A 26,851-nucleotide genomic window follows, 5' to 3' on the forward strand; every position below is an offset into this window, starting at 1 on the left:
GCCTCAGGAGCGGGCGAGAAGGCGCCGGATGCGCTCGCCGATGGGAGGATGGGTGCTGAACAGGCTCATCCAGCTCGCGGCGGAGAACGGCTTTACGATAAACAGATGGTTCGTCGCGGGATTGCTCGCGGCGACCATCGGGACTTGACGGGAATACTGCTCGATCTTCTCGAGGGCGCGGGCGAGGCCCTGCGGGCGGCCGATCATCTCGGCGGCGCTCTCGTCGGCCTGGTATTCGCGCGAGCGGGAGACCGCCATCTGGATGAGCATGGCGGCCAGGGGGGCCACGATGGCTGCGACCAGAAGACCGAGGACTCCTCCGCCGCGCTCCCCGTCGCGGCGATCACCCATGCCGCCGAAAATCGCCGCGAACCTCGCCATGTTGGCCAGGAACATGATGGCTCCCGCCAGGGTCGCGGCCACGGAGCTGATCAGGATGTCACGGTTGCGCACGTGGCTCAGCTCGTGGGCGAGGACGCCCTCCAGCTCCTGGTCGTCCAGAATCTCCAGAATTCCCTGGGTGACTGCTACCGCGGCGTGCTCCGGATCTCTTCCCGTTGCGAAGGCATTCGGGGCCCTTTCCGGAAGGAGGTAGAGGCGGGGCATCGGCAGCGAGGCGTTGGCGCACAGCCGCTGCACGATGGCGTGCAGCCGGGGGGCTTCGCCAGGGCTCAGAGGCTTCGCCCGGGTTGCCGCCAGGACCATCTTGTCCGAGAACCAGTAGCTGAAGAAGTTCATCCCCGCGGCAAGGACCAGCGCCACCAGGGCGCCGCCGCGCCCGCCCAGAAACCCTCCGACACCAACCATGAGGACCGTGAGCAGGCCCAGAAGGAACGCGGTCTTTACGGAGTTCATCATCGATTCATCGTCTCCGGCGCTTCTGGCGCGCCTCCACCGGCGCGGCTACCGCGCCTCCACTTTGATCGGTTTAATCGAGCTCGCCGGCTTCTTCGGGAGCACCACTTCGAGTACCCCGTGCCTCAGCTCCGCGCGGATTCCCCCTTGTTCGATGTTGGGCGGCAGCTCGAAGGAGCGGTGATACCTTCCGCTGGGCCGCTCCCTCAAGAGGGTCTCGGAGCCGCCCTGTCCCGCGTCGGCCCGGCGCTCCCCCTGGAGCGTGAGGCGGTCTCCTTCAATGCGGAGCTCGATCTGCTCCAGCACGACCCCGGGAAGATCCACCCGCAACACGGTACGGTCCTCCGCTTCGTGGATGTCCACTGCCGGCACCCATGCGATGCCGTCGGCACCTCGGGCGCCGGTCGGCCCCGGATCCGGTCGATGGGCCGGGTTCATGGCGTCGGGAAATCTTCCCCGATCGCTCGGAACATCACGGATGACACTCATCGGCTCCTCTCCACCCCGCGGCTCCGGGTCGCCGCATCGCCTGCAACGGTATCGCAGCGAGTGTAATGGCGCTCAACCAGGGAATCAACCCTTCTCGGAGCGCTCCCCGGCCGTCAGGAATCGAAATCCTTCGTCGCCCGCACCCGCCTCGACCCGGACCGTATCGCCTGCTTTGAGCTTCCCGGACAACAGCTCCAGGGAAAGCGGGTCCAGGATGCTGCGCTGGATTACCCGCTTGAGGGGCCGCGCGCCGAAATCGGGGTCGTAACCGATCTCGGCGATACGAGCTTTCGCCTTGTCGCTCACCGTCAGGTGGACCTGCCGCTCCGCCAGCGAGCGCTCCACCCGCGCGAGCTGGATCTCGACGATGCGATCGAGGTCCTCGCGCGACAGGGGCGTGAACCTCACGATCTCATCCACGCGGTTCAGGAACTCGGGACGGAAATACTTTCTCAGCTCGGCCAGCAGCGCCCGGTCGTCTCCCTTCGAGCCCTCGGGTGGCGGCGGGGGAACCGGGATGTTCGAGGTCATGATGACCAGCGTGTTGCGGAAGTCCACCACGCGGCCCTGGCCGTCCGTGAGGCGGCCGTCGTCGAGCAGCTGCAGGAAGACATTGAAGACCTCGGGATGGGCTTTCTCGATCTCGTCGAAGAGGATGACGCAGTACGGCCGGCGGCGCACCGCCTCCGTGAGCTGGCCTCCTTCCTCGTAGCCGATGTACCCGGGAGGAGCGCCCAGCAGGCGGGCGACGGCGTGGCGCTCGGAGTACTCCGACATGTCGATACGCACGAGGGCGCGCTCATCGTCGAAAAGGTTCTCGGCGAGCGCCTTGGCCAGCTCCGTCTTCCCGACCCCGGTGGGACCGATGAAGATGAACGAGCCGATCGGCCGATTGGCATCGGAGATCCCGGCCCGCGCCCGACGGACGGCATTGGCAACCGCCGCCAGGGCGGAGCGCTGCGCCACGACGCGGCGGGCGAGCCGCTTTTCGAGTCCCACCAGGCGCTCCACCTCGCCCCGCAGCAGCCGCGAGACCGGGATGCCGGTCCATTTGGCCACGATCTCGGCGACGTCCTCCTCGTCCACCTCTTCCTTGAGCATCTGCTGCTCCTTCTGCAGCTGCGCGAGGCGCGCATTGGCCTCCTGGAGCTTCTTCTGCAGCCCCTGCATCGTGCCGTAGCGCCATTCCGCCGCTTTGCCGAGGTCGCCGGCGCGCTCAGCCTGCTCCGCGGACAGCCGCGCGTTCTCGATTTCCTCCTTGAGCGAACGTATCTGCCCGATGATCTTCTTTTCCGCCTCCCAGTGGCCGCGCATCCGGTCCCGCTGCTCCGCCAGCTGCGCCAGATCTGCCCCGAGCTTCTCGAGGCGCTCGCGCGAAGCGCGATCCTTCTCGCGCTTCAGCGCCTCGCGCTCGATCTCCATCTGCATGATGCGGCGCTGAATCTCGTCGATCTCGGTCGGCAGGGAATCGATTTCGATGCGCAGGCGCGACGCGGCCTCGTCGATGAGGTCGATCGCCTTGTCGGGGAGGAAGCGGTCCGCGATGTAGCGATGGGACAGGGTGGCTGCGGCGATGAGGGCCGAGTCCTGGATGCGCACTCCGTGGTGCACCTCGTAGCGCTCCTTGAGGCCGCGCAGGATGGCGATGGTGTCCTCGACCGAAGGCTCCTTGATCAGCACCGGTTGGAAGCGGCGCTCCAGCGCCGCGTCCTTCTCGATGTGCTTGCGATACTCGTCGAGGGTGGTCGCGCCCACGCAGCGCAGCTCGCCGCGGGCCAAGGCCGGCTTCAGCATGTTGGAGGCGTCGATCGCGCCTTCGGCGGAACCGGCGCCCACCAGAGTGTGAAGCTCGTCGATGAACAGGATGATTGAGCCTTCCGATTCCTGGATCTCGCGGAGCACTGCCTTGAGACGATCCTCGAACTCGCCGCGGTACTTGGCACCGGCGATCAGGGCGCCGAGGTCCAGGGCCACCAGGCGCTTGTGCTTCAGCGACTCCGGCACGTCGCCGTTCACGATCCGCAGGGCGAGACCTTCGACGACGGCGGTCTTGCCGACTCCCGGCTCGCCGATCAGGACGGGGTTGTTCTTGGTGCGCCGGGAGAGGACCTGCATTACACGACGGATCTCGTCATCTCTTCCGATGACTGGATCGAGCTTGCGCTGGCGCGCCTGGCTGGTGAGGTCCCTGCCGTAACGCTGCAGGGCCTGGTATTTCCCTTCGGGTTCCACATCGGACACTCGCTGCGTGCCGCGAACCGCCTTGAGGGAGGCCATGAGACCTTGCGGGTCGATCCGATGGGCGCGGAACAGGGGAGCCAGCGGTCCAGGGGATTCGACGAGGGCGAGGAAGAGATGCTCCGTGCTCACGTAATCGTCGGAGAAGCGCGCAGCAGCCTGGACGGCGGCTTCCAGGATCCGCTCGAGCTCCGGCGAGAGCCGCGGCTCGGAAATCCCTCCGGAAACCTTGGGGAGCCTTTGCAGGAGCTCCTTGGCTTCTCGGTCGATGGCTTCCCGGTCAATCCCCATCTGGTTGAGCAGTGCGGGGACCACCCCATCGGGCTGGGTAATCAGCGCGAGAAGCAGGTGCTCCGGTCGGAGAACGGGATGGCCGGAGGAGACTCCTGTTTCCTGAAGCTGACGAATCGATTCCTTGGCTTTATTGGTGAACTTGTCGAAATTTACCAATGGGTTACCCTCGATCGATTTACTTTAGTGCAGCGTCAATATAAAAGTTTAGTTAGTTGTTGTCAAGTTAATTCTGCGCGATTCCCAGGAAACCCAATGGCTTCGGCTTGATTCGACTTCGATTGATACGCTACCATGCACGTTCCAGGCAGATTGGAATCGAACTCGATTTTCTCCCCTCGCCCATCCCGCCCGAGCCCCAGGAGGCAGTCTTGAAGTCCCTTGCCGTGGTCGATCCCGAAGTCACGCGCGCGCTGGAAGACGAGATTGCCCGACAGGAAAACCATCTCAACCTGATCGCTTCCGAGAACTATGTGAGCCTGGCTGTTCTCGAGGCTCTGGGCTCGGTTTTCACCAACAAGTATGCCGAAGGTTATCCCGGAAAGCGCTATTACGGCGGTTGCGCCCACAGCGACACGGTGGAGTCCCTGGCCATCCGCCGAGCCAGGGAGCTCTTCGCCGCCGAGCATGCGAACGTGCAGCCGCACTCGGGGGCCCAGGCGAACATGGCGGTCTATTTCGCCGTGCTCAAGCCGGGAGATACCGTCCTGGGGATGAGCCTTCCGCACGGCGGGCACCTGACCCATGGCCACCCCCTGAACTTCTCCGGGGCCTATTACAAGGTGGTCCCTTACGGAGTTCTCCGCGACAGCGAGCTCATCGATTACGAGGAGATGGAGCGGCTGGCCACGGAGCATCGTCCCCGCCTGATTGTGGTGGGAGCGAGCGCCTACTCGAGGGTGATCGATTTCCCCCGGATCGAGCGCATCGCGAAACAGTGCGGGGCGCTGGTCCTGGCCGACGTGGCGCATTACGCGGGGTTGATCGCGGCAGGGGAATACCCGAGTCCCGTTCCGCATGCTGATTTTGTGACTCTCACGACCCACAAGACGCTCCGCGGTCCGCGGGGCGGGATGATCCTTTGCCGGGAGCGTCATGCACGGGACATCGATCGGGCGGTTTTCCCGGGAATCCAGGGTGGTCCGTTGATGCACGTCATTGCGGCGAAGGCGGTGGCCTTCCGCGAGGCCGCCACGGACGGATTCCGCAGGACCCAGGCGATGACCGTGCGCAACGCCCGGCAGCTGAGCTCCGAGCTGGCGGCCCGTGGCTACCGGATCATCTCCGGCGGCACGGACAGCCATCTGTTCATGATCGACGTCACCGCGAGGAAAATGACGGGCCAGCAGGCGGAAGCCATGCTGGGAGAGGCGGGGATCGCGGTCAACAAGAACGCCATTCCGTTCGATCCGCTCCCTCCGATGAAGGCCAGCGGGCTGAGACTCGGCACTCCCGCAGTGTCGACACGGGGGATGGGAGAGGATGAGATGTCCCTGATCGCCGGATTCCTGGACACAGTCCTCACGAGCGGCGCGGGCGCTTCCGATCTCGAAAAGGTGCGCCGTCAGGTCCTCGATCTGTGCGCCTCGTTTCCTGTCTACCGTGCCCTGCTCGAAGGGCGCCCAGCGCTGGGGGCCGGCAGTCCGTGACGGAGGAGCGAACGCCGCCGATCCTCTGCCTCATCGACGGAACTTCGAACGTATTTCGCGCCTTCTATGCCATCCGCGGATTGAGCAGTCCTTCCGGGCGTCCCACCAACGCCACCTACGGTTTCACCCAGATGCTCCGAAAGCTCCTGCAGGAGCGCGCTCCCGCCTATCTCGCGGTGGTCTTCGACCGCTCCGAGCCGACGCAGCGCCACGCGAGCTACCCGCAGTACAAGGCGAACCGGCTGGCGCCTCCGGAAGATCTGGTCGAGCAGATACCGGACATCAAGGAAGCCTGCCGGATCCTCGGGGTGCCGGTCATCGACCTCGCGGGATACGAAGCCGACGACCTGATGGCGACGCTGGCCAGGAAAGGCGCCGCGGAAGGCTTCGAAGTCATCCTGGTGACCTCCGACAAGGATCTCCTGCAGCTGGTGGGGCCCCACGTCACCGTCTTCCATCCGTCGAAAGGGGAGCTGCTGGATCGCGAAGGAGTCAAGAAAAGCTTCGGCGTCTATCCGGAACAGGTGATCGATGTGCTGGCGCTCATGGGCGATTCGAGCGATAACATTCCGGGTGTTCCGGGCATTGGTGAGAAGGGGGCGCGCGAGCTGATTACGACCTACGGAGGTCTGGAGAACACTCTGGCGCACGCCGGAGAGGTCACCCGGAAGACGCATCGCGAGGCCCTCCTGCGGCACGCTGCCGACGCCCGTCTCAGCCGCGAGCTGGTAACCCTGAACACCGATGTGCCGGTCCCCTGGGTGGCGGAGGACTTCCGGCGTCGACCCCTCCTGCGCGAGGAGGCTCGTTCCTTTTATCAGAAACTCGGTTTCGGCCGTCTTCTCGACGAGCTCGCGGCAGGTGAGACGCCGGGAGAATCACAGGCCGCGCCTCCGCCGCCGGATCCGGTCTTCACGGTGATCGCGGATCCAGCGGCCCTGGGCGAGATGGTGCGGTCGCTTTCGGCGGCCACGACCCTGGCACTGGCACCGGAGCTCTCGGAAGAGCAGCCGATGCGAGCCCACCTCACCGGGTTCGCGCTGTCCGCCTCCGCCGAGAACGGCTTCTACGTCCGCCTCGGCGAACCACCCGTCGGCATCACCCAGCGGCGCTTCGTGGAAACCCTGGGGGAAGTGTTGCGGGCTTCCAGGGCGGGCGTGCTGGCCGAGAATCTCAAGGTGCTGGAAGTCATCCTTCGCCGCTGGGGGATTCCCTTTTCCCAGGGGGATCTCGACAGCACTCTTTCCGCCTACCTGGTGGATTCGGAGGCCCGCGACTTTCGGCTGGCGCGACTGGAGGAGTCGATCCTGGGAGTCTCTTCAGGGGCTGCTTCGCGAGGGGGTGCAGTGGAAGGGGCGCCGGAAGGAGGTGCCGCGGCGCGCCGCTGCCGCGCTCTGATGAATCTCGAGCAACCCCTCAAGAATCGCCTCAAGGAGCTGGGACTGGAGGGACTTTACCGTGAGCTCGAGCTTCCTCTGACCTCGGTCCTGGCGGATATGGAGTTCACCGGGGTGCGAATCGATGCCGGCTTCCTGCGCTCCCTGTCGGAGAAATGGAGGGAGGATCTTCAGGTCCAGGAGGCCCGCGTGCACGCGCTCGCGGGCGGCCCCTTCAACATTCAGAGTCCCCGTCAGCTCGGCGAAATCCTGTTTCAGAAGCTTGGGCTGACCCCGGGAAGGAAGACCGAGAAGGAGCGGGTGTTCTCCACCGGCGTGGACGTCCTGGAATCGCTGGCATCGTCGCATCCACTTCCGGCCGCGGTGCTCGAGTACCGGCAGCTTTCCAAGCTGCTGTCCACCTACGTCGACGCGCTCCCCGGCCTGGTCAACGCGGAGACGGGTCGCGTCCATGCCTCCTTCAACCAGACCACCGCGGTGACGGGAAGGCTCTCCAGCAGCGATCCTAATTTGCAGAACATTCCCATCCGCACCGAGAAGGGGAGGGAAATCCGGCGCGCGTTCATCGCGCAGCCGGGATGGAGTCTCCTCACCGCCGACTACTCGCAGATCGAGCTCCGGGTGCTTGCGCACTTGTCCCAGGATCCGGAGATGATCCGGGCGTTCCGAGAGCTCGAGGACATTCATCGCCGGACGGCTGCGGAGGTCTTCGGCGTGGCGCCCGACCTGGTCACGGCCGAGTTGAGGAACCAGGCGAAGGCGATCAATTTCGGCATCCTCTACGGCATGGGCTCGTTTCGCCTGTCTCGGCAGCTGGGGATTCCCCTGACCGCAGCCAAGAAGGTCATCGAGGAGTACTTCCGGCGCTTCGAGGGGGTCCGGAGGTATCGGGACGCCGTGATCGAGACCGCGGAGGCCACGGGAAAGGTCTCGACGATGTTCGGGAGGATCCGCAATGTTCCCGAGATCCGCAGCCGCAACCTGAACCAGAGAAACCTGGGGATTCGCATCGCCGTCAACACCACGGTGCAGGGAAGCGCCGCCGACCTGATCAAGGTCGCGATGATCGCCCTGCACCGCAAGCTGAAGGAACAATCCTTGCGCAGCCGTCTCCTGATCCAGGTGCACGACGAGCTGGTGCTGGAGGCGCCGGCCGAGGAGGTTGAACACTCCGGGACCCTGATGCGCGAGTGCATGGAAAACAGCACGCGGCTCGACGTTCCCCTGCTGGCGGAGGTCCGCAGCGGTCCCACCTGGCTGGACACGAAATAACCTCTCCTCATCCCCCGAGATTGACTCCCCTTCCTCCGGGTCTAGATTATCCGCAGCGACATTCACCAGTCGGCTGACAGGAGCGGTGTTGCCCCAACTGGCTGACAAAAAAGGTCAACCCGAGGCACCTCCGGAGACGGAAGCCTGGGGAACCACGGCCGGAGTTCTCGTGGTGGACGATGAGCCTGCCATCCGTGACCTCCTGCTCGAAGGCCTGAAGGACTCCGGCTTCGAGTGCTCCGTGGCCGCCAACGGCTCCGAGGCCCTGGAGGCTCTCCGCCGCCGTTGTTTCGCCCTGGTCCTGAGCGATATCGACATGCCTGGCATGGACGGAGTCAGGCTGTTGCAGCGGGTCAAGGAAGCTCATCCCGATGTCGAGGTCGTGATGATTACCGGGGTCGTCGACGTCGAAGTGGCCCTCCGGGCCATGCGCATGGGGGCCAATGACTACCTCACCAAGCCATTCAACCTGGAAGAGGTGCGGCTCACGGTGGAGCGGGCCCTGGAGAAGCGCCGCCTGGTCCTGGAGAACCGTGAATACCAGCGGGATCTTGAAGCGAAGGTGGCCGAGCGCACCGTGGAAGTGGTCCTCAAGCGCCGCGAAGTCGAGGAGCTGTACGAAAAGCTCCAGATCTCCTACGAGACGACGCTGGAGGCGCTGGCCGCCGCCCTGGATACGCGCGACACCGAGACTCAGGGCCATTCGGTCCGGGTTTCCGAATACACGGTCGTGATCGCGCGGCGCATGGGGGTGGAGGAGCCCGAGCTCACGGAAATCCGGCGCGGCGCCCTGCTGCACGACGTGGGGAAAATAGGGATCCCCGACGCGGTCCTGCGCAAGCCGGGAAAGCTCACCGCCGAGGAATGGCGCGAGATGAAGCAACACCCCGAAATCGGCGGGCGCATCCTCTCCGGAATCAAGTTCCTCGAGAAATCGCTCCCCATCGTGATGGCGCACCAGGAGCGCTTCGACGGATCCGGCTACCCGCAGGGACTGAAGGGGGAGGAGATCCCCCTGGGAGCGAGGATCTTCGCCGTGGTGGACACCCTCGACGCCATGACCTCGGACCGTCCTTACCGCAAGGCACTGCGCTACGAGGACGCGCGCGAGGAGATCGTCCGCAATTCGGGAATCCAGTTCGATCCGAAGGTGGTCGAGGTGTTTCTCTCCATCCCGCCCGAGGAGTGGAAGGCCATGCACCGGCGGAATCCCGATCGCAGGCCGGCGGGCTTCTAGCTACCTGCCGGGATCGAGGCTGCGCTGCAGCCGTGGATCCAGCCAGTCGCGGATCGAATCCCCAAGAAAATTGAAGCTCAGGACCGCCAGCATGATGGCCAGCCCGGGATAGACGATGAGATGGGGGGCGTCGAAGAGGTGCTGGCTGCCGCTGCGCAGCATGCTGCCCCAGCTGGGATGAGGCGGAGGGAGCCCGAGGCCCAGGAAGCTCAAGCCGGCTTCCGCGAGGATTACCCCGGCCATTCCGACGGTGGCCTGGACGATGATGGGGCCCGCGATGTTGGGCAGAAGATGCCGCACCAGAATGCGCTCGGACCTGGCACCGGCCGCCCGGGCGGAGAGCACGAACTCGAGCTCGCGCGATCGCAGGATCTGCGCGCGAGAAAGTCTCGCGTATCCGACCCAACCGATCAGGCACAAGGCCAGCACCAGGTTTCCGAGCCCCGGGCCGAGGACGGCGACCAGGGAGATGGCGAGCAGGATGTTGGGAAAAGCCAGGAGGATGTCGATCCCTCGCATCACCAGGTCGTCGAGCCAACCTCCCCAGAAGCCGGCCATCGTGCCGATCGCGAGTCCCGTCAGGGCGGAGAACAGCACGACGACGATGCTCAGGAAAAGAGAAATGCGGGCGCCGAACATGAGCCGGCTGAGGATGTCGCGGCCCAGCTCGTCGAGACCCAGAGGATGCGCCAGTGACGGGGCCGCGAAGCGTTGCGCGAGGTCCTGCGAAGAGGGGGCGAAAGGCGCGAGCACCGGAGCGGCCACGGCAACGAGTCCCATGAGCAGCAGCAGCGTGGCCCCCGACAGAGCGAACGGGTCGCGCCGCAGGTGGGACCCCAGCGATCGCAGGGCGCCGGAGGATCCCGGCCGCGCCTTCTCAGCCAAGACGGATCCTCGGATCGAAGAAGGCATAAGCAAGGTCGGTCATCAGGTTCACGAGCACGTACGAAAAGGCGATGCTCAGGATGCACCCCTGCACCAGGGGATAGTCACGCGTCTCGATGGCCTGGATGGTGAGCCGGCCCAGACCCGGCCAGCCGAAAACGGTCTCCGTGATCACGGCACCCGTCAGCAGCACTCCGAGCTGCAGCCCCAGGATCGTCAGCACTGGAATGAAGGCGTTTTTCATCGCATGGCGCAGGACGATCTTCCAGCGTCCCAGACCGCGGGCGGCGGCGGCGCGGCTGTAGGGGCCGGAAATCTCCTCGAGGAGGCTGGCCCGGATCATGCGGGCGAGGATGGCCGCCAGCGCCGATCCGAGGGCGATGGAGGGCAGGACCAGGGCGGCCGGCTCTTCCATTCCGGAGACGGGAAACCAATCCAGGTGGACGGAGAAAATGAGGATCAGCAACGGCCCCACCCAGAAGCTCGGAAGAGACAAGCCGAGAAGCGCCAGGGTGGAGGCGATGCGGTCCCACGCCGTGCCCGGGTGGACGGCGGCCAGGATCCCGGCGGGAAACGAGATCAGGCAGGCGAGGAGCAGACTGGCTGTCGCCAGCAGCAGGGTGGCGGGATAACGCTCGCGGATGAGGTGGGCCACCGGCTCGCGATAGCGCAGCGACGTTCCGAGATCGCCGGCGGCCAGCCGGGACAGATAATGTCCGTACTGCTCCATGAGCGGCCGGTCGAGGCCGAGTCTTGCTCTGAGATCCTTCACGTCGGCTGACGAGGCGCCTTCTCCGAGCATGACCTGGATCGGGTCGCCGGGAATCAGGTGGATCAGCGCGAAGACCAGGGTGCAGACCCCGAGCAGCACGGGGAAGGAGAGGAGCAATCTGCGCAGCAGGAAGGACTTCAACGTGTATGGCACCGTCTGAAAAGCGCCGCATGATAGCACAGCCGGCGCGGCCCCCCGGCGCGGTCCGATTCTTGACTCGGAGGAGAGGATTTCCTATATTGCGCGCCCCTTTGACCTTATAATTGCCGTCGAGGATGTACACGTCGACGGTCGGACGCGGGTGGGAGTTTTGAAATGAACAAGGGCTTCGCCCTCGTGGGCTGTTTGCTGCTTTGCTTGGGAGTGTCGATTTCCAGGACTCAGGGGCAGGACGTCCCGGCGCTCCAGCTCCCCGATCTACTGAAGCGGTTCAATGAGAGCCAGCAGTCGGTCGCCAGCCTCACGGCCAGCTTCACCGAGCGCAAGAACCTCAATCTGCTGGCCAAGCCGCTCGTCTCCAACGGCACGTTTCTTTATTCCAGGCCTTCCCGGATCAAGTGGGAGTACACCGAGCCGGAGCCGCGCGTCTTCCTCATCACGGAAGACCGCTTCATCGCCTATTACCCCAATCAGAAGCGCGCCGAGGAGGTTCCGCTGAGCAAGCTGGCGGGACGCCGGGTGTTCCGTGTGTTCGGAATCGGGCAGACTGCCGAGGATCTCGGGAAGTTCTTCGACATCAGCCAGGACGATCCGGGCGATGAAAAGGGGGCCTACCTGTTGATACTGACTCCCAAGCGCCAGCGGGTGAAGGATCGCCTGCAGCGGGTCCGCTTCTGGGTGGACGCAAAGACGTTCCTGCCGCGGAAGCTCGAATACGTCGAATCGGACGGCGACTCCACGCTGCTCAGCTTCAACAATATTCGTCTCAACCCCGAGATCGCCGAAGCCCGGTTCAGCGTGGACATCCCGAAGGACGTTCCGGTCAGCAACACCTTCTCAGGGTTCTCGGGCTCCAGCCTGAGCCGCTGAAATCGATTCATCCCGGCCTGAAAAGAAAAAGCCCCTCCGGGCCGTGCGGTCCGGAGGGGCTTCCTGTTTCTGGGCCCTGATCAGTACATGCCGCCCATGCCGCCGGCGTGCGGAGCCGGGGCCGGCTTGTCCTTCTCCGGGACCTCGTGGATGAGGGCCTCGGTCGTCAGCATCAGACCCGCGATGCTGGCGGCGTTCTGCAGGGCGTTGCGGGTGACCTTGGCGGGATCGATGATGCCCGCCTCGAACATGTCGACCCACTTGCCGGAATAGGCGTCGAAGCCCATGGCCTTGTCCTTCTCCTTGGCCTCGGCGACGATAATCGAGCCCTCGTGCCCGGCATTGTTGGCAATCTGCCGGAGAGGCTCCTCCAGCGAGCGCCGCACGATGTTGATCCCGATCTGAATGTCCTCGTTCTTCTCTTTCAGCTTCTCAAGAACGGGGATGGCGCGCAGGAAGGTGATTCCGCCTCCCGGAACGATGCCCTCCTCGACGGCCGCCTTGGTCGCGTGCATCGCATCCTCGACCCGGGCCTTCTTCTCCTTCATCTCGGTCTCGGTTGCCGCCCCCACCTTGATGATGGCGACGCCGCCCACCAGCTTGGCCAGGCGCTCCTGGAGCTTCTCGCGATCGTAATCCGAGGTGGTCTCCTCGATCTGGGCGCGGATCTGCTTGACCCGGCCCTCGATCTCGGACGACTTGCCCTCGCCCTCGACAATCGTGGTGTTGTCCTTGTCGATGGTGATCTTCTTGGCCTCGCCGAGGTCATCCACCTTGACGTTTTCCAGCTTGATTCCCAGATCTTCCGTGATGACTTTGCCGCCGGTGAGGATGGCAATGTCCTCGAGCATCGCCTTGCGGCGATCACCGAAGCCGGGAGCCTTGACGCCCGCGACCTGCAGCGTGCCGCGCAGCTTGTTGACGACGAGCGTCGCGAGCGCCTCGCCCTCGACCTCTTCGGCGATGATCAGGAGCGGGCGGCCCATCTTGGCCACCTGCTCGAGCAGCGGGAGCAGGTCCTTCATGCTGGAGATCTTCTTCTCGTGGATCAGGATGAGCGGGTTGTCCAGCACGCACTCCATGCGCTCCGGATCGGTCACGAAATAGGGGGAGAGGTAGCCGCGATCGAACTGCATCCCCTCCACGATTTCGAGGGAGGTCTCCATGCCCTTGGCTTCCTCGACGGTGATGACCCCGTCCTTGCCGACCTTCTCCATCGCCTGGGCGATGATCTGGCCGATAGTCACGTCGTTGTTCGCCGAGATGGTGCCCACCTGGGCGATCGCCTTGCCCGCGACTTTCTTGGAAAGTCCCTTGATCTCTTCGACGACGCTCTCAACCGCCTTCTCGATGCCGCGCTTGAGGTCCATCGGGTTGGCGCCGGCGGTGACCGCCTTGCATCCCTCCCGGTAAATGGCCTGCGCCAGAACCGTGGCGGTCGTGGTGCCGTCGCCCGCGACGTCGCTGGTCTTGCTCGCGACCTCGCGCACCATCTGGGCGCCCATGTTCTCGCGCGGATCCTCCAGCTCGATTTCCTTCGCCACGGTGACGCCGTCCTTGGTGCTGGTGGGGGAGCCGAATTTCTTCTCCAGGACCACGTTGCGGCCCTTGGGGCCGAGCGTGACCTTCACGGCATCGGCCAGCTTGTTGACGCCCCGAAGGATTGCGTGCCGACAATCCTCGGAGTAAACGATTTCCTTGGCAGCCATTCGAATCTTCCTCCTTTGGGGTCCGGACTCATGGCCGGACCCGGATTTCGCTCCGCCCGCGGAGGCGGGCAGGGATTAGTTTCCAGGATTAGCTGACGATCCCGAGGACTTCGTCCTCTTTCACGATCACGTGCTCGGCGTTGTCGATCTTGACCTCGGTGCCAGCGTACTTTCCGATGAGGACCTTGTCACCGACCTTCACCTGCATCGGGATTTGCTTGCCCGATTTATCCAGCCTTCCCGATCCCACGGCCACCACCTTTCCCTCCATCGGCTTCTCTTTGGCGGTGTCGGGAATGATGATTCCCCCCTTGACTTCCTCCTTCGCGTCGAGCCGGCGAACGATGATTCGATCGTAGAGCGGCTTCACCTTCATGGTTGCCTCCGCAAGCTATGTGTTGTCATTGATTTACGTATTGGACGCTGTTAGCACTCGCCTTGGACGAGTGACAATATATCCAATTATGACGCGTGAGTCAATACTGTCCTTGAAGTTCTTCGGGCGTGCTGTATATATGAACGCGAGCCCCGTAACGAGTGGGCCGGGAGATTTCATGGATAACCTGAAACCGCCGCTGGAGGATCTCGACCAGAAGCGTCTCGAAGCGAGGATTCGCGATCTCTCGCGACGCTTCTTTGCGGGTCGCAAGGTCGACGACCTCGAGACCTGGCACCTGGTCCAGGTGGTCGAACACTGCTCGCGGGCGATTTCGGATGTCTACCGCACGGTAGATCTGGAGCAGATTCTCAGGGGCAGCGTGCGCCGCCCGCAGGATCTTCAGGACCTGCTTGCTCCCGAGTCGAAATCCGCGTCTGGCCCGCTGCACCGGGTCACCCGGGTGCCGGACGAGGTGCGGGGTATCGGCGATCGATGCCTCTACGACGTCGGCATGGCCGGCGTCAAGGATTACCAGGGATTGTCGCTCGAGAAGCTGGGAGTGCGCTCCTATCGGATGGCGGCGGACATCCTGGCGATTCTCGCCAATGAGCGTGAGCTGCGAGAGATCTTCCAGCAAAACCGCGTGCGCTCGCTGCCTATCGAGGAAGAGGTGGCCTTCCTGCGCCAATGCGCCACCCGCTTCAATCTTTACGCGCGACTACTTGCGAGCCTGCGCGAAGAGACGCTGGTTCCTTCGACGTCCACGATGATCCCGGCAGCTCTTCCCGGGGAGCCGGATGAGCCAGAGGAGGAGTCGGAGAACCCGGAGACGACGTCCTCCGCAAAATCTTCCGCAAGGTTGAGCCAGCCCGACGAGTCCCGTGACACCGTGCTCTCTCGATATGAGCGGATTCTCCTGTTTGCCGGGACCGATATCGAATCGCTCCGGCGCGAGCTGAACCACCTCGTCGTCGATCAGCCCGCGGCGGTCGAGGCCTTGTGCGACGACCTGCTGCTCAACGGCACCGGGACCCAGGTCAAGGGAGCACCGCAATGCTATTTCCTGGTGGGGCCGACCGGAGTTGGAAAGAATCACCTCATGGAATCCCTGGCGCGTGTCCTGGGGCGGCTCTGGGGGCTCGAGATTCCTTTCCTGATCATCGAGGGGCCTCAGTACACCCACCCGTCGGACGTCCATGACCTACGCGGCGCCACCCGCGGGTTCATCCGCAGTGACGAGCCTGGAATCCTCGCCGAGTTCCACGAACGTTCCTCGCAGTCGCCTTTATCGATTCTCCTGGTGGACGAGGTCGAGAAAGCCGATCCTCAGCTGCAGAGATTCTTTTTGCCGATCATGGACCGCGGTTTTTTTCACGACAATCGCGGCCGGCGCCTCGGGTTCGAAGGAAGCCTAATCGCCTTCACCTCCAACCTCGGTTATTCGACTTCCGATCTGACGATGGATCCCATCGGGTACCGCGGCGGAACCGAGGAGCGCCTCCGTCGACGAGGGACCGAAGCCGAGAGACACATGAGGAAGAATCTGGCGCCTGAGTTCCTGGCGCGTCTCCGAACCATCCGGTTCGCCGGCCTGTCGCGCGAATCCATGGCGGCCATCCTCGAGCTTGAAACCGCGCGGGTCTTCCAGCGATTCAGGGAGCTGCACGACCTGGAGATCGTGCTGACGCCATCGGCCCGCGAGGCGCTGCTGAGCGAGGGCTTCAGCCCGGCCCATGGGGCGCGGCGTCTGTCCGCGGTCATCCGCCAGCACTGCAATGTCGAGGTCAGCCGGCGGATCAAGAGAGACGATCTGTCGGGCTCCGGAGAGCGGCACGACACGATCCAGTACGTCCGCGAGCTCAGGAAAGGAGAGAGAGCCTTCGAGCGGTCTGCGGTGGAAGCTACAGTCCGGGAGATCGCCAGGGCCGTCCTGCCCTATCGCCGGCTGCAAATCGACCACGACGGGGAAGCCTTCCGATACGAGGGACTCGCCGAGTGACCCCCGCGCCCACTCTCATCGTGCGGCTCCAGCGTCTCATCGAAATCAGCTATGACTGGCGCACCGGCATCGCCGATCTCACGCCGTTCCTGATTGGGGATCAGGGATACCAGGCCTTGTACGGAGAGAGGGAGATCCTCGAGGAGGTTCCCGGTCCCGAGGTCGGGCCGCGGACGCTCGTCACCAGCCGCGACGGGGCCGTGCGTCTCGGAATCTACTATCCCGATGCCATGGTCCGCCGCCTCGAGGCTGCTTCCCCGCTCCTCGGGCTCAACGAGCAGAACCTCGTCCCCTTCACCCACCTCGTGGAAGAGCTCGACCATTTTCTCATGCTGGCCTGGTGTATCCGTCGAGGCCGCGGGGTGAGCCTGTTGGAGCTGGAGTTTCACGCGAACGTGACCAAGTACCTGGTCCTGGCTCATTTCCTCGGACGCCTGCGCTCCCAGAACAGACTGCTGCAGAGCGAGCGCGACTGGCTGGTGCACTGCCTGTTCGAGGATGCGGGAGACGGTCTGCCGGAGCCTTTTCGGTGGCGCTACCGCGTGGCCGCGCAGATGGGAGTCCGTTTCTTGCGGCAGCTGGAGACACTGAGCCCGGCGGCGAGGGTGAGCGCTCTGAGGAGGCTGGGTAGGAAATCCTGGAGTGAGGTGAGGCGGAGCCTGGAATCGTCGCGGGGCGGGGAGACTCTAGGGCTTCTTCTGGCGAGCTGAGGCGTCGGGAGAATCCTCCCCGAGATGCGCGAGCTGGCGTGCCTCGGGGAAGCTGTCGAGCGCCTTTTGAATCTGCGGGTCCACTTCGGCGAATGCCTTGAAGCCTTCCTCGTTGCCCCAGCGCGCCGAGCTGATTTCCTTCCGGATCGAAGCGCGCAGATAGGCATCATCCTTCTGCAGGTCGGCGTCCGTGTAGGGGATCTTCCTCTCGTCGAGATACTTCTTGAACTCCGACAGGGTCGTGTCGTCGACGGCGAAGGTGCGATCCAGATCCTTGTGCTTCACGTTGAACTGTATGGCGAAGCCGAAGAAGGCCTGCTCGTTCTCGAGATGCCGGAGGAATTTATCGAGCTGCAGCGCCTCGACCGAAATGTCCGGCGTGATGCCGCCTCCTCCGAGAACCACGCGGCCAGAATCGGTGCGGCGCGTCTCCCGCTCCGCCGGGGCCGGCTCCGATTCCTCGTCCTGGGACAGGTAGAAATAATCCTCGAGGGACTCGTAGTCCCGCTGGATGAGGCGGCCGCTCGGGGTGTAATAGTGCGCCGTGGTGAGCGCCAGCGCGGAGCGCTGGCTCAAGGGATAGACGGTCTGGACCAGTCCCTTGCCCCAGGTCGTCTTGCCGACGATCAGCGCGCGATCATGGTCCTGAAGCGCGCCGGCGACGATCTCGGAAGCGCTGGCACTGTATTTGTTCACGAGAACCACGACGGGAAAGTCGATATGCGTGCCGCTGCCGGTTGCCGTGTATTCCTGATCGGCGCCCTTCACCCGCCCACGCGTGTAGACCACTTTCTGGCCCTGGGACAGGAACTTGTCCGCCATGCGCCACGCCTGCTCCAGCAGCCCGCCCGGATTGCCGCGCAGGTCAAGGATGAGCTTGTTCATACCGGCCTTCTTGAGGGCCTGCAGCTTCTCCTCGAGCTCGCGGTCAGTGGTCTGCGTGAAGTTGCTCACGCGGATGAACCCGACATCAGGGCGAATCATGAAGGCGTAAGGAACGGAGCGTGTCGGTATGTCGTCGCGGACGATGGAGAATTTGAGCGCCGCATCCTCGCCGGGCCGGACCACGGTGATATTCACCGGGGTCCCTTTGGGGCCTCGCAGCTTCTTGAGGGCGTGATCCACCGACATGTCGAGCGTATCGACTCCCTCGATTTGTGAAATGACGTCGCCGGGTCGAATCCCGGCACGGTACGCGGGCGTGCCCTCGATGGGAGCGATGACCGTGAGCGGCTTGTCCAGGGTAGGCTTGGAGATCACGATCCCGAGGCCGCTGAAGCTGCCATGCTGCTCCTCCATCATGTCCTGGTACTCGGAGGAATTCAGGAAATGTGTGTGTGGATCGAGGGTCTTGAGCATCCCGTCGATGGCCCCTTCGATGGCCACCTCAGGAGAGACTTCCTCGACGTACTGGTCCTGGATGATTCCGAGAATTTGACTGAAGTTCTTGAGGCGGTCGTTGGAGCGATCCGAGGCGGCGTCGACGCGCGGGCTGAGAAACCCTCCGGTCAGGGAGCCGGCGGCGAGAATCGCGACCCCGAATGCCAGCTGCCTACCCTTCACGATGTGCACCTCGACCGGTGGAAAAAGTAATCTACATCAAGTAAATAATGCATCAAGTATAGGGTGGCGGCAACGTGAAGTAAAGATAATCGTGGCCCCGAGGGCGCGATTCCGTCAGACGATCGTGCTTCGGACAGAGCCTGTCGGAACTTTGACTTGCGCCCCTCACGCAAATTAGCATACCTCCGCCTGGTGACACATCGCCGGGTGCGGCCGCACCGTCTTCTATACGAATAAGGAGCGACTTTGTTCGGTTCCCTGGGGGCTCCGGAGCTCCTGGCTATCTTCGCCGTGGCGCTCCTCTTGTTCGGCCCCAGAAAACTTCCGGAGCTTGGCAGGGCCCTCGGAAAGAGCCTGGCCGAGTTTCGCAAAGCCACCTCGGAGCTGAAAGCCACGCTCGACCGTGAGATTGCCGAGGCCGCCCCGGCCCCGAGCGCTCCGCAGCCTGCCGTCGAGCCCCCCGCGGGAAGTCTGGCCCGGAACGACTCCAATCCTGGGGAGGATGGTGGGCGAAACTCCACCTGACCGGGGGCGGATGTCGTTCCTGGAGCATCTCGACGAGCTCCGCTCCAGGTTGTTCAAAGCGGTTCTCGCGCTGGCGGTTGCCTTTGCCCTGGCCTGGACCCAGTCCGAACGTCTCTTCCGGTACATGGTCGAGCCGCTCACCCCTTTCCTGGGTGGCCGCAAGCTGGTTTTCCTCGAGATTACCGAGCCCTTCATTCTGTACATGAAGGTGGCCCTGCTGGCGGGCATCTTCGCCGCCGCACCGGTCATTCTCTACCAGGCCTGGGCCTTCGTAGCGCCCGGACTGTACCCTCGGGAGAAGCGGTATGCCGCACCCTTCATCGTGTCGGCTTCTCTCCTTTTCCTGGCGGGCGGAGCCTTCGGCTACAAGGTAGCCTTTCCCTACGCCGCCCGCTTCCTCCTGTCGATCGCGGGGGACTTTGAGCCCGCGTTGACGGTCAAGAGCCTATTCGGTTTCGAGAGCAAGATCGTTCTGGGGATGGGCCTGGTCTTCGAAATGCCCGCCGTGATATATCTGCTCGCGAGCCTGGGCATAGTGTCGCCGCGATTCCTCCTCCGACATCTCAAGATGGCAGTCCTGATCAGCTTCATCGTCGCCGCCATCATCACGCCGACCCCCGATGTCGTGACCCAATGCGTGTTCGCCGTTCCCATGATCGGACTTTACCTGCTGGGGATCGGCGCCTCTTACCTGGTCCCGCGGCGCGATGGTCGCTGAGGCGAGGAACGACCTGCGCTTCGGCTCCTTGCCGGCAGCCTTCAGGCTAGAGGACCACCCTCCCCGCTCCTGGTGGATCCTGCGAGCCGGTTTCGCGGTTCCACGCGATCGGAGGATCTGGGAGAGCTGGATTCGGGGCGAACGGGGAGACAGGCTCGCCGTTCGGGGCGGGCGTGAACCGGCGCGTCTGCTTTCCCTGGAGTTGGGACAAGCCGTGCTGCGCCACACCAGGCATGGCGGGGCTCTGCGAGCCATCCGAGGCGACAGGTTCTGGGGGGCGGGCCGCTTCCTCGCGGAGGTGCGGGCTTCGGAAGCGTTGCGTGCCGCAGGGGCCCCCACCCCGGAAATCCTTGGCATTTTCCTGAAAAGGGTTGGAGGCCCCTTTTTCCAAGGGTGGGTCATCTCGCGCTACATCGGGGATGGAGTGAACCTAAGGGATTGGATCCACCAGTGGTTCTTAAATCCGCAGGAACGCGCTCGTGCCCTGCGCCTGTCCGCCCGGAGCATCGCGGCGATGCACGCAGCCGGCTGCAGCCATCGCGACCTCAATCTCGCCAATCTTCTCCTTGCCGGCGAGACGGTTTACATCCTGGACCTGGACGGTGCCCGAATTCGGACCGTCGTGTCCCTTCACGAGCGATGTGCCAACCTGTTGCGTCTGTATCGCTCGCTGGCCAAAGAGACCGGGCGAAACGAGCCGCTCTCGAGAGGGGAGCGCCTCTTCTTCCTGAAGAGCTACTGCGAGGGAAATCCCCAAATGTTCAGAGAAGCTTGGCGCATCCTGTCACGCCGCTGGGGCGCTGCGGGTTTTCGAAGGCGGCTGAGCCGGAAATTCCGAGGACGGAGCGCGGCGCCAGACCCAGGAGGTCCTGCGACGCCGCCACGACTTCCGCAGCGGTGATCTCTTCCAGACAAAAAGGCTTTCCCGATTCGGCCGGCTGGCACTCGCGGAAGAAATCCTGGCGACACGGTGAGCAGGGAAAGCGACGGGTAAGGACTCGCACCAGCGCCGGATCGGTGAAGGGTCCTGTGCGCTCGGGAGATCCCGGTCCGAAAAGGGCCACGATGGGAATGCGGAGTGCCGCTGCCACGTGCATGGGACCGCTGTCGTTGCACACCACCAGATGGCAATGCTCCATCAACGCCGCCATGACCTGAAGACTCTGGCCGCGGGGCGGGGGCAGGCAGACGTCTCCCGATTCGCGGCGGATGGTTTCCAACAAGGGAGCATCGGCGTCGGAGCCGAACAGCAGGACGCGTGCCCCCAGCTGGCTGGCCAGCGAGGTGGCGACTTCGGCGAAACGGGAGGCATGCCAGGCACGAGGGGCCTTGGAGGCTCCGGCGTGGATGCCGACGCGAAGCGGCGCCTCCAGCAGCCCTTGCTGGCGCATGAAGCGGTAGGCTGCGTCCCGTGCGGCAGGCGTTACGTGGAAGCTCAAGCGGCGATCGCTGGTATCGCACCCAGCCGCTTCGGCAATTTGCAGGAAATGCTCCACGTGATGCCCCTCTTTTGGGAGCGGCAAGGCATCGGTCAGGAGCCATCCGCGGGCGTCGGTGGAAAAGCCGATGCGGCGCGGAATCCGGGCCATCGATGCGAACAGCGCGGCCTCGAAGGCCTTCTGGAAAAGTAGGGCCATGTCATAATGCTCCCGGCGAAGGCGCTGGATGAGCTTCCAGCGTCCCCACCCTCCTGCATGCGCTCCCTTCCGGTCGTACTCGATGAGTCGGTCGAAGTATGGGGAGCCCCGCAAAGAGTCGATGACCCAGCTCCTGGCGAGCAGAGTAACCTCCGCGTGGGGATAGGTCCGGCGCACCGCTCGCAGCGCGGGCGAAACCATGACCACGTCTCCTATCCAGTTATTGACCCGAATCAGGATCTTCGCCACCCCGTGCCCTGCGGTGCGCTCATTCATGGCCGACCCGCCTCAGGCAGCGGGATCTTGGGCGTCGCCAGAAGCTCTCGGGCGGCCGCCAGAACAAGATCGGGAGTGATCCACCTGATGCTCTCCGCATCGCCGCGGCGCGGAGTGGGCTGCCCGTCAGCCCAGGCCGGAGCAAGGATCCGGCGAGCTTCCCCGAGCGGCCCGTTGATTTGTGGGTCGGTGCTGCCGAAGAGGGCCACGACTGGCACGCCATGGGTCCAGGCAAGGTGCATCGGGCCGGTATCGCCGCCAATGAAAAGTCGGCATCTTGTGAGCAAATTCCGCATCTCGGGCAGATCCATCGGGGGAGCCATGATCCCCGCTCCGTGGGAGCCGGAAGCAATGGCTTCGACGATTTTTTCTTCACCCGGCCCCCAGGTGAGGATTGGCGCGCAGCCCTCCGCCGCCAGGTAGCGAGCCAGAACGGCGTAATTGGCTTCGGGCCAGCGCTTGTGAGCCTGTTTTCGGCTCGTTCCGGGGTGAATTGCGATCGGCGATCGTCCTTCGAGCGAATCCAGGAAGCGGAACACTCCGGGAGAGAGATTGGCAGGCGCGAAAGGAAAAACTAGCTTCTCCGGACGAATGCCGAGGGGTTGGAGCAGCTCCAGGTTCTTGTAGACGCGGTTAAGTCGAGGGGAAGAAGGCGCGACCCGACGATTATAGAAGATGAAGCTGCACTCCCGGGAGCCCCTTCTATCGAAACCGAGCCGCATCGGAGCCCCCGAAAAGAGGGTGAGCAGCCCGCTTTTCAGCGATCCCTGGAAATCGAGGGTCAAGCGTGGCCTGAAAGCTCTCAAGGAATCGAGAAAGTCAGGCAGGAGATCGGGAAAGCTCGCCGGATCCGAAAGCATTGCCCGGGTGGACAGCCGGCGGCGCGGAAACACGAAGACCTCATCCAGCCAAGGAGCTGCCGGCAGCAGAGAGCGGGAACCGGGCTCTACCAGCCAGCCCAGGCGGACGCTCGGAAAGGCCGTCCGCAGAGCCGCGGCGCTGGGCAGGGTCCGAATTACGTCGCCCACAGCCCCGAGGCGCACAATGAGGACGCCGTCGCCCGAACGCAGGTCTGTGTTGAAAGGCATGGGCATGGGGGTCCGATTATAGCGGTCCCGAGGATCACTGGGATCCCGTAGCCGGTTCGTTGACACCGCCGAGAGCGCTGTGCTAGAAAATGCCGCGTGGCGGTCGATCCAAAACTCCTAGAGATTCTCGCCTGTCCCGTATGCAAGACCTCCGTGGAGCTACTGCCGGACGGATCGGGACTGTTGTGCCGCCAGTGCAGGCTGGTCTACCCAATCGAAAGCGACATCCCGGTGATGCTCGTGGATGCCGCCCGTCAGGTAGCTCCCTCCCAGGATCTTCCTTGAAAAACCGGCTGGAGCCGGCCAGGTCTTCCCAGCTCATTCCACGCATGGCAGGGTCCCGCATCCTGGTCGTGGGCGACCTGATGGTAGATCGGTTCCTCTGGGGCAAGGTCCATCGCATCTCACCCGAGGCGCCGGTGCCGGTGGTTCGCCTCGGTTCCGAGACCTCACTTTTGGGAGGAGCCGGCAACGTCGCACGCAACCTTCGGGCGCTCGGCGCGGAAGTGAGCCTGGTGGGCGTCGCGGGCTCCGATCGGGCCGGCGACGAAATTCTTCGCCTCTTGTCGGAGGCTCGGCTGGACGGGGCCGGCATCATCCGCGAGGAGGGAAGGACCACCACCGTGAAGTCACGCGTCATAGCCCATCAACAGCAGGTCGTTCGAATCGATCGCGAGACCTCGGACCCTCTGCACGAAGCTTCGCAGGCCGCACTGGCCCAGCGTTGCCTCGATTCTCTGGAAGGCACCCAGGGGATCATCGTCAGCGATTATGCAAAGGGGGTGATCACGCAGGGTCTGCTCTCCAGCCTCATGCCCGCAGCCCGAAAAGCCCGAGTCCCGGTGGCGGTGGATCCGAAGCCAGCGCATTTCAAGCACTACCGCGGGGCAACCATCGTCACCCCCAACCTTATGGAAGCCATGGCAATGACAGGTCTTCCCGGCAGCTCCCCGCTTGAAGTTCTCGCCTTGGGAGAGGCTCTTATAGGGCTCCTTGATTGTCGGGCCATCCTGCTGACCCAGGGAGAAGAGGGGATGACCCTGTTCGAGAAAGGCCAGTCACCTCAGCTGATACCCGCTACCGCCAGGGAGGTCTACGATGTGACCGGGGCCGGCGATACGGTGATTGCGGTCCTTACACTTGCGATAGCCGCAGGGGCGACCCTCAGCGAGTCCGCCATCCTGGCTAATCGCGCCGCAGGCATCGCGGTCGGAAAGCTCGGAACCGCGACTGTCACTCCGGAAGAGCTCCTCAGAACAAGTATCTAGAATATCGATTCCCGGGAAGAAGTTATTTGAGCTCAGGTGGTTGGGCCGCAGAGGTGTCTTCACGAGGGCTGCGGTGCGAATACAGCAGCGAGGCGGAAAGTTTTCCTTGACGGCCCCTGGGCAGGGTGGTAATTTCCAAGACGTAACGGCATTCCAGCGTGCATCGATCGTTCGAAAGCTCTTGAAAAATGCGGTAGATACCGGTCCCGGGTCGGCGGGCTCGTTATTAACCCACATCCCGATCGGGAGAGACAGTGGAACAACCGAGAGGAAGCGCCAGGTTGGGCTCCTACCTGAAGCGGCTCAGGACGGGATACGGATTCTCCCTGCGCCGCGTCGAGTTGAAAGCCAAGGCCGAAGGCGCGGAAATCGATAATTCGCAGCTCTCGCGATACGAGCGCGGACGCTGCTATCCTTCCTTCGACAAGCTCTGTACCCTCGCCAACATTTTCAGCGTATCGGTCCAGAATTTCTCCGACGTCCTGGAAATGGAGAAGTTCGATACTTTCAAGCCCCCTGTTTCACTCGGCTTCGACGGGCTGCAGGCCCAGGGAAACGCGGAGCTCGAGACCGGAAACTTCGGTCGCGCCTATGTTGCCTTCGAGTCGGCCCTGCAATCAGCCGAGCGTCACCTGGGTCCCGAAAGAGACGATATGCGGGCACGGGCGCGTTACAAGATGGCGTTCTCACTGTTCCGCCTCGGAAAAATCAATCTGGCCGAAAGCGAGTTGAGGCTCATCCTTCGCGATCACCGTAAGATCTCTTCAAGAACCCGCTTCCTGACTCTCCTGATGCTCTCGAACGTCCATGACGAGCGAGGAGACCGCTATCTCGCCCTCATGGAGGGAGAGCGCTGCCTGGACCTGGCGCGGGAAAGCGGTGACATCGCCGATCAAGCCTACGCGTTGCACGCGATCGGCCGGACGTGCTTCGAAGAGGGGGAATACGCGCGCGCCGCGGAGTTCCACTCTCAAGCCCTGGAGATGGCACGCGAGACCGCCAGCGCCCAGGAAGTGGTGCTTCTGCAAGCCAACCTCGGCTATTGCCAGGTGATGCTGAATCGCACCGAAAAGGGACTCAAGGAGATCCGCGAAGGCCTCGCCTTGAGCCGCAAGGAAGGATTGCGTCGGGGCACCGCTTACTGCCTGCGCATCCTCGGGCAGGTCTACTACAAGGAAGAGAAGCTGGCTCGGGCCCGAGAGTATTTCGAGGAAGCCCAGACGGTGGCCCATGGCGGCGATGCACCCTATACCGACATTCTCTTCCAGGCGGCCTATTACCTGTGGGAGATTGCCCGCCGGGAAGGGAACGCGGTGCAGGAGAAGGTCTACTTCGGCCGTCTGCGGCACCTGCGATCGTCTCTAGAACGTCATTTCGACGAGGTGGCTCAGTTCGATGCGTACATCGAGAAGGGAGGTCGCGGTGAAGAAGTGGCAGCCCGTACCTGAGCCGGTGCACGCACGTCTCGGCAACTTCGCCCGGGCGGCTTGCCTCCTGCTCGCGGCAGGCATTGCCACGCCGGCGCGATCCGAGGTATCGATCGTAAATGACGCCCCGGGGCGTACGCCGCGGCTTCTGGTCATGCCCGATTTCAACAAAGGGAAGCCGCTCTACTGGAAGACCGTCCGCAGCGGAGTCGACTCGCGATACGTGTTGAACCCGCAGGGAGACCGGCTGGGGGATGGAATTCCTAATGTGGGGACCCGGCCCGGTGCGCGCCAACCCTGGGTGGTCTGGTCCGCGAACGACGGCGCCGATTTGGAGATAGCGTACGCTTTCTGGACGGGAGGTCGGTGGGAAGGTCCCCACCTGCTCGAGCGCGTCGACAATACCCTGGACGACCTGGATCCTCGGATCGCCTTCGATGCGAACGGGAATCCCGTGGTCACCTGGTGGCGTAACGAGCCGATACCCCGCGTCTATCTCAGTACCTTCCGCAACGGGATCTGGTCGGCTCCGCTGGCCATCTCCGACGCTTCTGTTCCGAGCCGCTTTCCCTCGCTCAGAATCCAGGACGGCAAAGCAGTCCTGACCGTTCGCACTCCTCGCGGCCAGAGCATTCTCTACCAGAGTCTGTCGGAAATCAGGATCGAGGGGGAGGGTCCACTCGACGGCCCCGTGCCGCCTCCCGGTCAGGAGTTCCCCGACCCGGGGGCCAGCTTGACTCCGCCCGTGAACTGCGGCAACAGCTGCTCGGAGATCATCCTGGTCCGTCCCACGCCAAACGACGGACGCAACTAGCTTCCTGGCTCAACCGGCGAAATCCTGGGGTGGTGTCGCTGGACGCTCGGAAGCCATCTTTTCCATCATCGGCCTACGACGCTTCTCCAGCTCTCCTTCCAGCCTCCCCACGTCCTTGCGAAGCCGGCGGTTCTGCAACCTCAGTCGGAGTCCGTCCAAAAAGCTGATGAGCGAGGCAAACCCCACTCCCGCCGCCAGGCAGGCCACCATGATTAGGGAAACCGAAACTTGCTGGTAGGAGCTGAACAGCAGATTGACGTCGACCCTCGCATCATTCTGGGTCACGAGCATGAGGACCGCGCCGAAAAAAAACAGGCAGAGGGCGACGATGAACAGGCTCATTGAGGAGGATTCCCACCGGCGGGACCGGCCGACAGCGAGCGCCCTTTCGCGGCCAGGATGAAATCGGCGACTTCCCGAACCGCTCCCTTTCCACCTGGGGCTCGGGTTACGAATCGCACCCTTTTCCGCACCGCCGGATGGGCGTCCGCCGGCGCCGCCGAGAATCCCACTTCCTCCAGGACCTCCAGGTCCACCACGTCATCCCCGATGAAGCAGACCGATTCGGCAGCGATCCGCCGACGCGCCAGGATCTCGCGGTAAATCTCAACCTTGTTGCTGACC

Annotated in this window: 25 protein-coding genes; 12 read left to right on the forward strand and 13 right to left on the reverse strand. The window is 63.7% G+C overall.

All coding sequences use genetic code 11. The features are described from left to right. Window positions 1-3: 3 nt before the first annotated feature. From htpX to clpB, 3 genes are all read right to left on the reverse strand, one after another. Window positions 4-858, reverse strand: coding sequence for a zinc metalloprotease HtpX (gene htpX, locus VFW45_19020; protein ID HEU5182889.1), 855 nt, complete (start codon window positions 856-858; stop codon window positions 4-6). A gap of 45 nt (window positions 859-903) precedes the next feature. Beyond that, entirely contained in the window at window positions 904-1,344 is a 441-nt protein-coding gene (locus VFW45_19025; protein HEU5182890.1) for an Hsp20/alpha crystallin family protein, read from the reverse strand. 84 nt (window positions 1,345-1,428) lie between these two features. Further along, entirely contained in the window at window positions 1,429-4,032 is a 2,604-nt protein-coding gene (clpB, locus tag VFW45_19030) for an ATP-dependent chaperone ClpB (GenBank protein HEU5182891.1), read from the reverse strand. Window positions 4,033-4,244: 212 nt separating this feature from the next. On the opposite strand from clpB, the gene glyA reads away from it, so the two are divergent. The 3 genes from glyA (at window position 4,245) to VFW45_19045 (ending at window position 9,428) form a co-directional block, all read left to right on the forward strand. Beyond that, complete coding sequence (gene glyA / locus VFW45_19035) at window positions 4,245-5,522, forward strand: serine hydroxymethyltransferase (GenBank protein HEU5182892.1); 1,278 nt, start codon at window positions 4,245-4,247, stop codon at window positions 5,520-5,522. Continuing rightward, window positions 5,519-8,191, forward strand: a complete 2,673-nt coding sequence (gene polA, locus VFW45_19040; protein HEU5182893.1) for a DNA polymerase I — start codon at window positions 5,519-5,521, stop codon at window positions 8,189-8,191. The genes glyA and polA overlap by 4 nt, the downstream gene beginning before the upstream one ends. Window positions 8,192-8,279: 88 nt before the next feature. After that, the gene (locus VFW45_19045) at window positions 8,280-9,428 is read left to right on the forward strand and encodes an HD domain-containing phosphohydrolase (GenBank protein ID HEU5182894.1); all 1,149 of its coding nucleotides are present in this window, start codon (window positions 8,280-8,282) and stop codon (window positions 9,426-9,428) included. Here the strand turns inward: VFW45_19045 and VFW45_19050 are convergent, their stop codons facing one another. Together VFW45_19050 and nikB are read right to left on the reverse strand one after the other, a co-directional pair. Further along, window positions 9,429-10,313: an ABC transporter permease gene (locus VFW45_19050; protein ID HEU5182895.1), complete on the reverse strand. Its 885-nt coding sequence runs from the start codon at window positions 10,311-10,313 to the stop codon at window positions 9,429-9,431. Beyond that, complete coding sequence (gene nikB, locus VFW45_19055) at window positions 10,306-11,226, reverse strand: nickel ABC transporter permease (GenBank protein ID HEU5182896.1); 921 nt, start codon at window positions 11,224-11,226, stop codon at window positions 10,306-10,308. Before nikB ends, VFW45_19050 begins: the two co-directional genes overlap by 8 nt. Before the next feature lie 174 nt (window positions 11,227-11,400). On the opposite strand from nikB, the gene VFW45_19060 reads away from it, so the two are divergent. Beyond that, the gene (locus VFW45_19060) at window positions 11,401-12,114 is read left to right on the forward strand and encodes an outer membrane lipoprotein carrier protein LolA (protein HEU5182897.1); all 714 of its coding nucleotides are present in this window, start codon (window positions 11,401-11,403) and stop codon (window positions 12,112-12,114) included. An 80-nt stretch (window positions 12,115-12,194) separates the two neighbouring features. Here VFW45_19060 and groL read toward each other — a convergent pair whose 3' ends face one another. Both groL and VFW45_19070 read right to left on the reverse strand, forming a co-directional pair. Further along, window positions 12,195-13,823 carry a chaperonin GroEL gene (gene groL / locus VFW45_19065; GenBank protein HEU5182898.1) on the reverse strand — a complete coding sequence of 543 codons (1,629 nt, stop codon included), beginning with the start codon at window positions 13,821-13,823 and terminating at the stop codon, window positions 12,195-12,197. Between the two features lie 88 nt (window positions 13,824-13,911). Continuing rightward, on the reverse strand, window positions 13,912-14,199 hold the full coding sequence (locus VFW45_19070) for a co-chaperone GroES (protein ID HEU5182899.1): 288 nt from the start codon (window positions 14,197-14,199) through the stop codon (window positions 13,912-13,914). Window positions 14,200-14,377: 178 nt separating this feature from the next. Between VFW45_19070 and VFW45_19075 the strand changes: the two genes are divergently transcribed. Together VFW45_19075 and VFW45_19080 are read left to right on the forward strand one after the other, a co-directional pair. Then, the gene (locus VFW45_19075) at window positions 14,378-16,201 is read left to right on the forward strand and encodes an AAA family ATPase (protein ID HEU5182900.1); all 1,824 of its coding nucleotides are present in this window, start codon (window positions 14,378-14,380) and stop codon (window positions 16,199-16,201) included. Continuing rightward, window positions 16,198-16,911, forward strand: coding sequence for a hypothetical protein (locus VFW45_19080; GenBank protein HEU5182901.1), 714 nt, complete (start codon window positions 16,198-16,200; stop codon window positions 16,909-16,911). The genes VFW45_19075 and VFW45_19080 overlap by 4 nt, the downstream gene beginning before the upstream one ends. Here VFW45_19080 and VFW45_19085 read toward each other — a convergent pair. Then, a complete protein-coding gene (locus VFW45_19085; GenBank protein ID HEU5182902.1) occupies window positions 16,888-18,474 on the reverse strand; it encodes a S41 family peptidase in 1,587 nt (528 codons plus the stop codon). The two genes, VFW45_19080 and VFW45_19085, sit on opposite strands and share 24 nt — an antisense overlap. A gap of 246 nt (window positions 18,475-18,720) precedes the next feature. On the opposite strand from VFW45_19085, the gene VFW45_19090 reads away from it, so the two are divergent. Together VFW45_19090 and tatC are read left to right on the forward strand one after the other, a co-directional pair. After that, complete coding sequence (locus VFW45_19090; protein HEU5182903.1) at window positions 18,721-18,999, forward strand: twin-arginine translocase TatA/TatE family subunit; 279 nt, start codon at window positions 18,721-18,723, stop codon at window positions 18,997-18,999. 10 nt (window positions 19,000-19,009) lie between these two features. Next, window positions 19,010-19,717 (forward strand): twin-arginine translocase subunit TatC, encoded by a 708-nt coding sequence (gene tatC, locus VFW45_19095; protein ID HEU5182904.1) that lies wholly within the window; start codon window positions 19,010-19,012, stop codon window positions 19,715-19,717. A 457-nt stretch (window positions 19,718-20,174) separates the two neighbouring features. Here the strand turns inward: tatC and VFW45_19100 are convergent, their stop codons facing one another. The 3 genes from VFW45_19100 to VFW45_19110 all read right to left on the reverse strand — a co-directional run bounded on the left by VFW45_19100 (window position 20,175) and on the right by VFW45_19110 (window position 22,724). Then, entirely contained in the window at window positions 20,175-20,351 is a 177-nt protein-coding gene (locus VFW45_19100) for a hypothetical protein (protein HEU5182905.1), read from the reverse strand. Window positions 20,352-20,478: 127 nt separating this feature from the next. Then, the gene (waaF, locus tag VFW45_19105) at window positions 20,479-21,630 is read right to left on the reverse strand and encodes a lipopolysaccharide heptosyltransferase II (protein HEU5182906.1); all 1,152 of its coding nucleotides are present in this window, start codon (window positions 21,628-21,630) and stop codon (window positions 20,479-20,481) included. After that, window positions 21,627-22,724: a glycosyltransferase family 9 protein gene (locus VFW45_19110; protein HEU5182907.1), complete on the reverse strand. Its 1,098-nt coding sequence runs from the start codon at window positions 22,722-22,724 to the stop codon at window positions 21,627-21,629. Before VFW45_19110 ends, waaF begins: the two co-directional genes overlap by 4 nt. A 90-nt stretch (window positions 22,725-22,814) precedes the next feature. Here VFW45_19110 and VFW45_19115 point away from each other — a divergent pair, with 90 nt between their 5' ends. The 4 genes from VFW45_19115 to VFW45_19130 all read left to right on the forward strand — a co-directional run bounded on the left by VFW45_19115 (window position 22,815) and on the right by VFW45_19130 (window position 26,227). After that, complete coding sequence (locus VFW45_19115) at window positions 22,815-23,003, forward strand: Trm112 family protein (protein HEU5182908.1); 189 nt, start codon at window positions 22,815-22,817, stop codon at window positions 23,001-23,003. Further along, window positions 23,000-23,986, forward strand: coding sequence for a D-glycero-beta-D-manno-heptose-7-phosphate kinase (gene rfaE1 / locus VFW45_19120; protein HEU5182909.1), 987 nt, complete (start codon window positions 23,000-23,002; stop codon window positions 23,984-23,986). Before VFW45_19115 ends, rfaE1 begins: the two co-directional genes overlap by 4 nt. Window positions 23,987-24,240: 254 nt before the next feature. After that, window positions 24,241-25,434: a hypothetical protein gene (locus tag VFW45_19125; protein HEU5182910.1), complete on the forward strand. Its 1,194-nt coding sequence runs from the start codon at window positions 24,241-24,243 to the stop codon at window positions 25,432-25,434. Further along, complete coding sequence (locus tag VFW45_19130; GenBank protein ID HEU5182911.1) at window positions 25,409-26,227, forward strand: hypothetical protein; 819 nt, start codon at window positions 25,409-25,411, stop codon at window positions 26,225-26,227. Before VFW45_19125 ends, VFW45_19130 begins: the two co-directional genes overlap by 26 nt. 9 nt (window positions 26,228-26,236) lie before the next feature. Here the strand turns inward: VFW45_19130 and VFW45_19135 are convergent, their stop codons facing one another. Both VFW45_19135 and VFW45_19140 read right to left on the reverse strand, forming a co-directional pair. Further along, complete coding sequence (locus VFW45_19135) at window positions 26,237-26,569, reverse strand: LapA family protein (GenBank protein ID HEU5182912.1); 333 nt, start codon at window positions 26,567-26,569, stop codon at window positions 26,237-26,239. Beyond that, on the reverse strand, window positions 26,566-26,851 hold a 286-nt coding region (locus tag VFW45_19140), incomplete at its 5' end, for an HAD hydrolase family protein (GenBank protein ID HEU5182913.1). The genes VFW45_19140 and VFW45_19135, both read right to left, overlap by 4 nt.

It is taken from the genome of Candidatus Polarisedimenticolia bacterium (assembly GCA_035764505.1).
Lineage (GTDB): Bacteria > Acidobacteriota > Polarisedimenticolia > Gp22-AA2 > AA152 > AA152.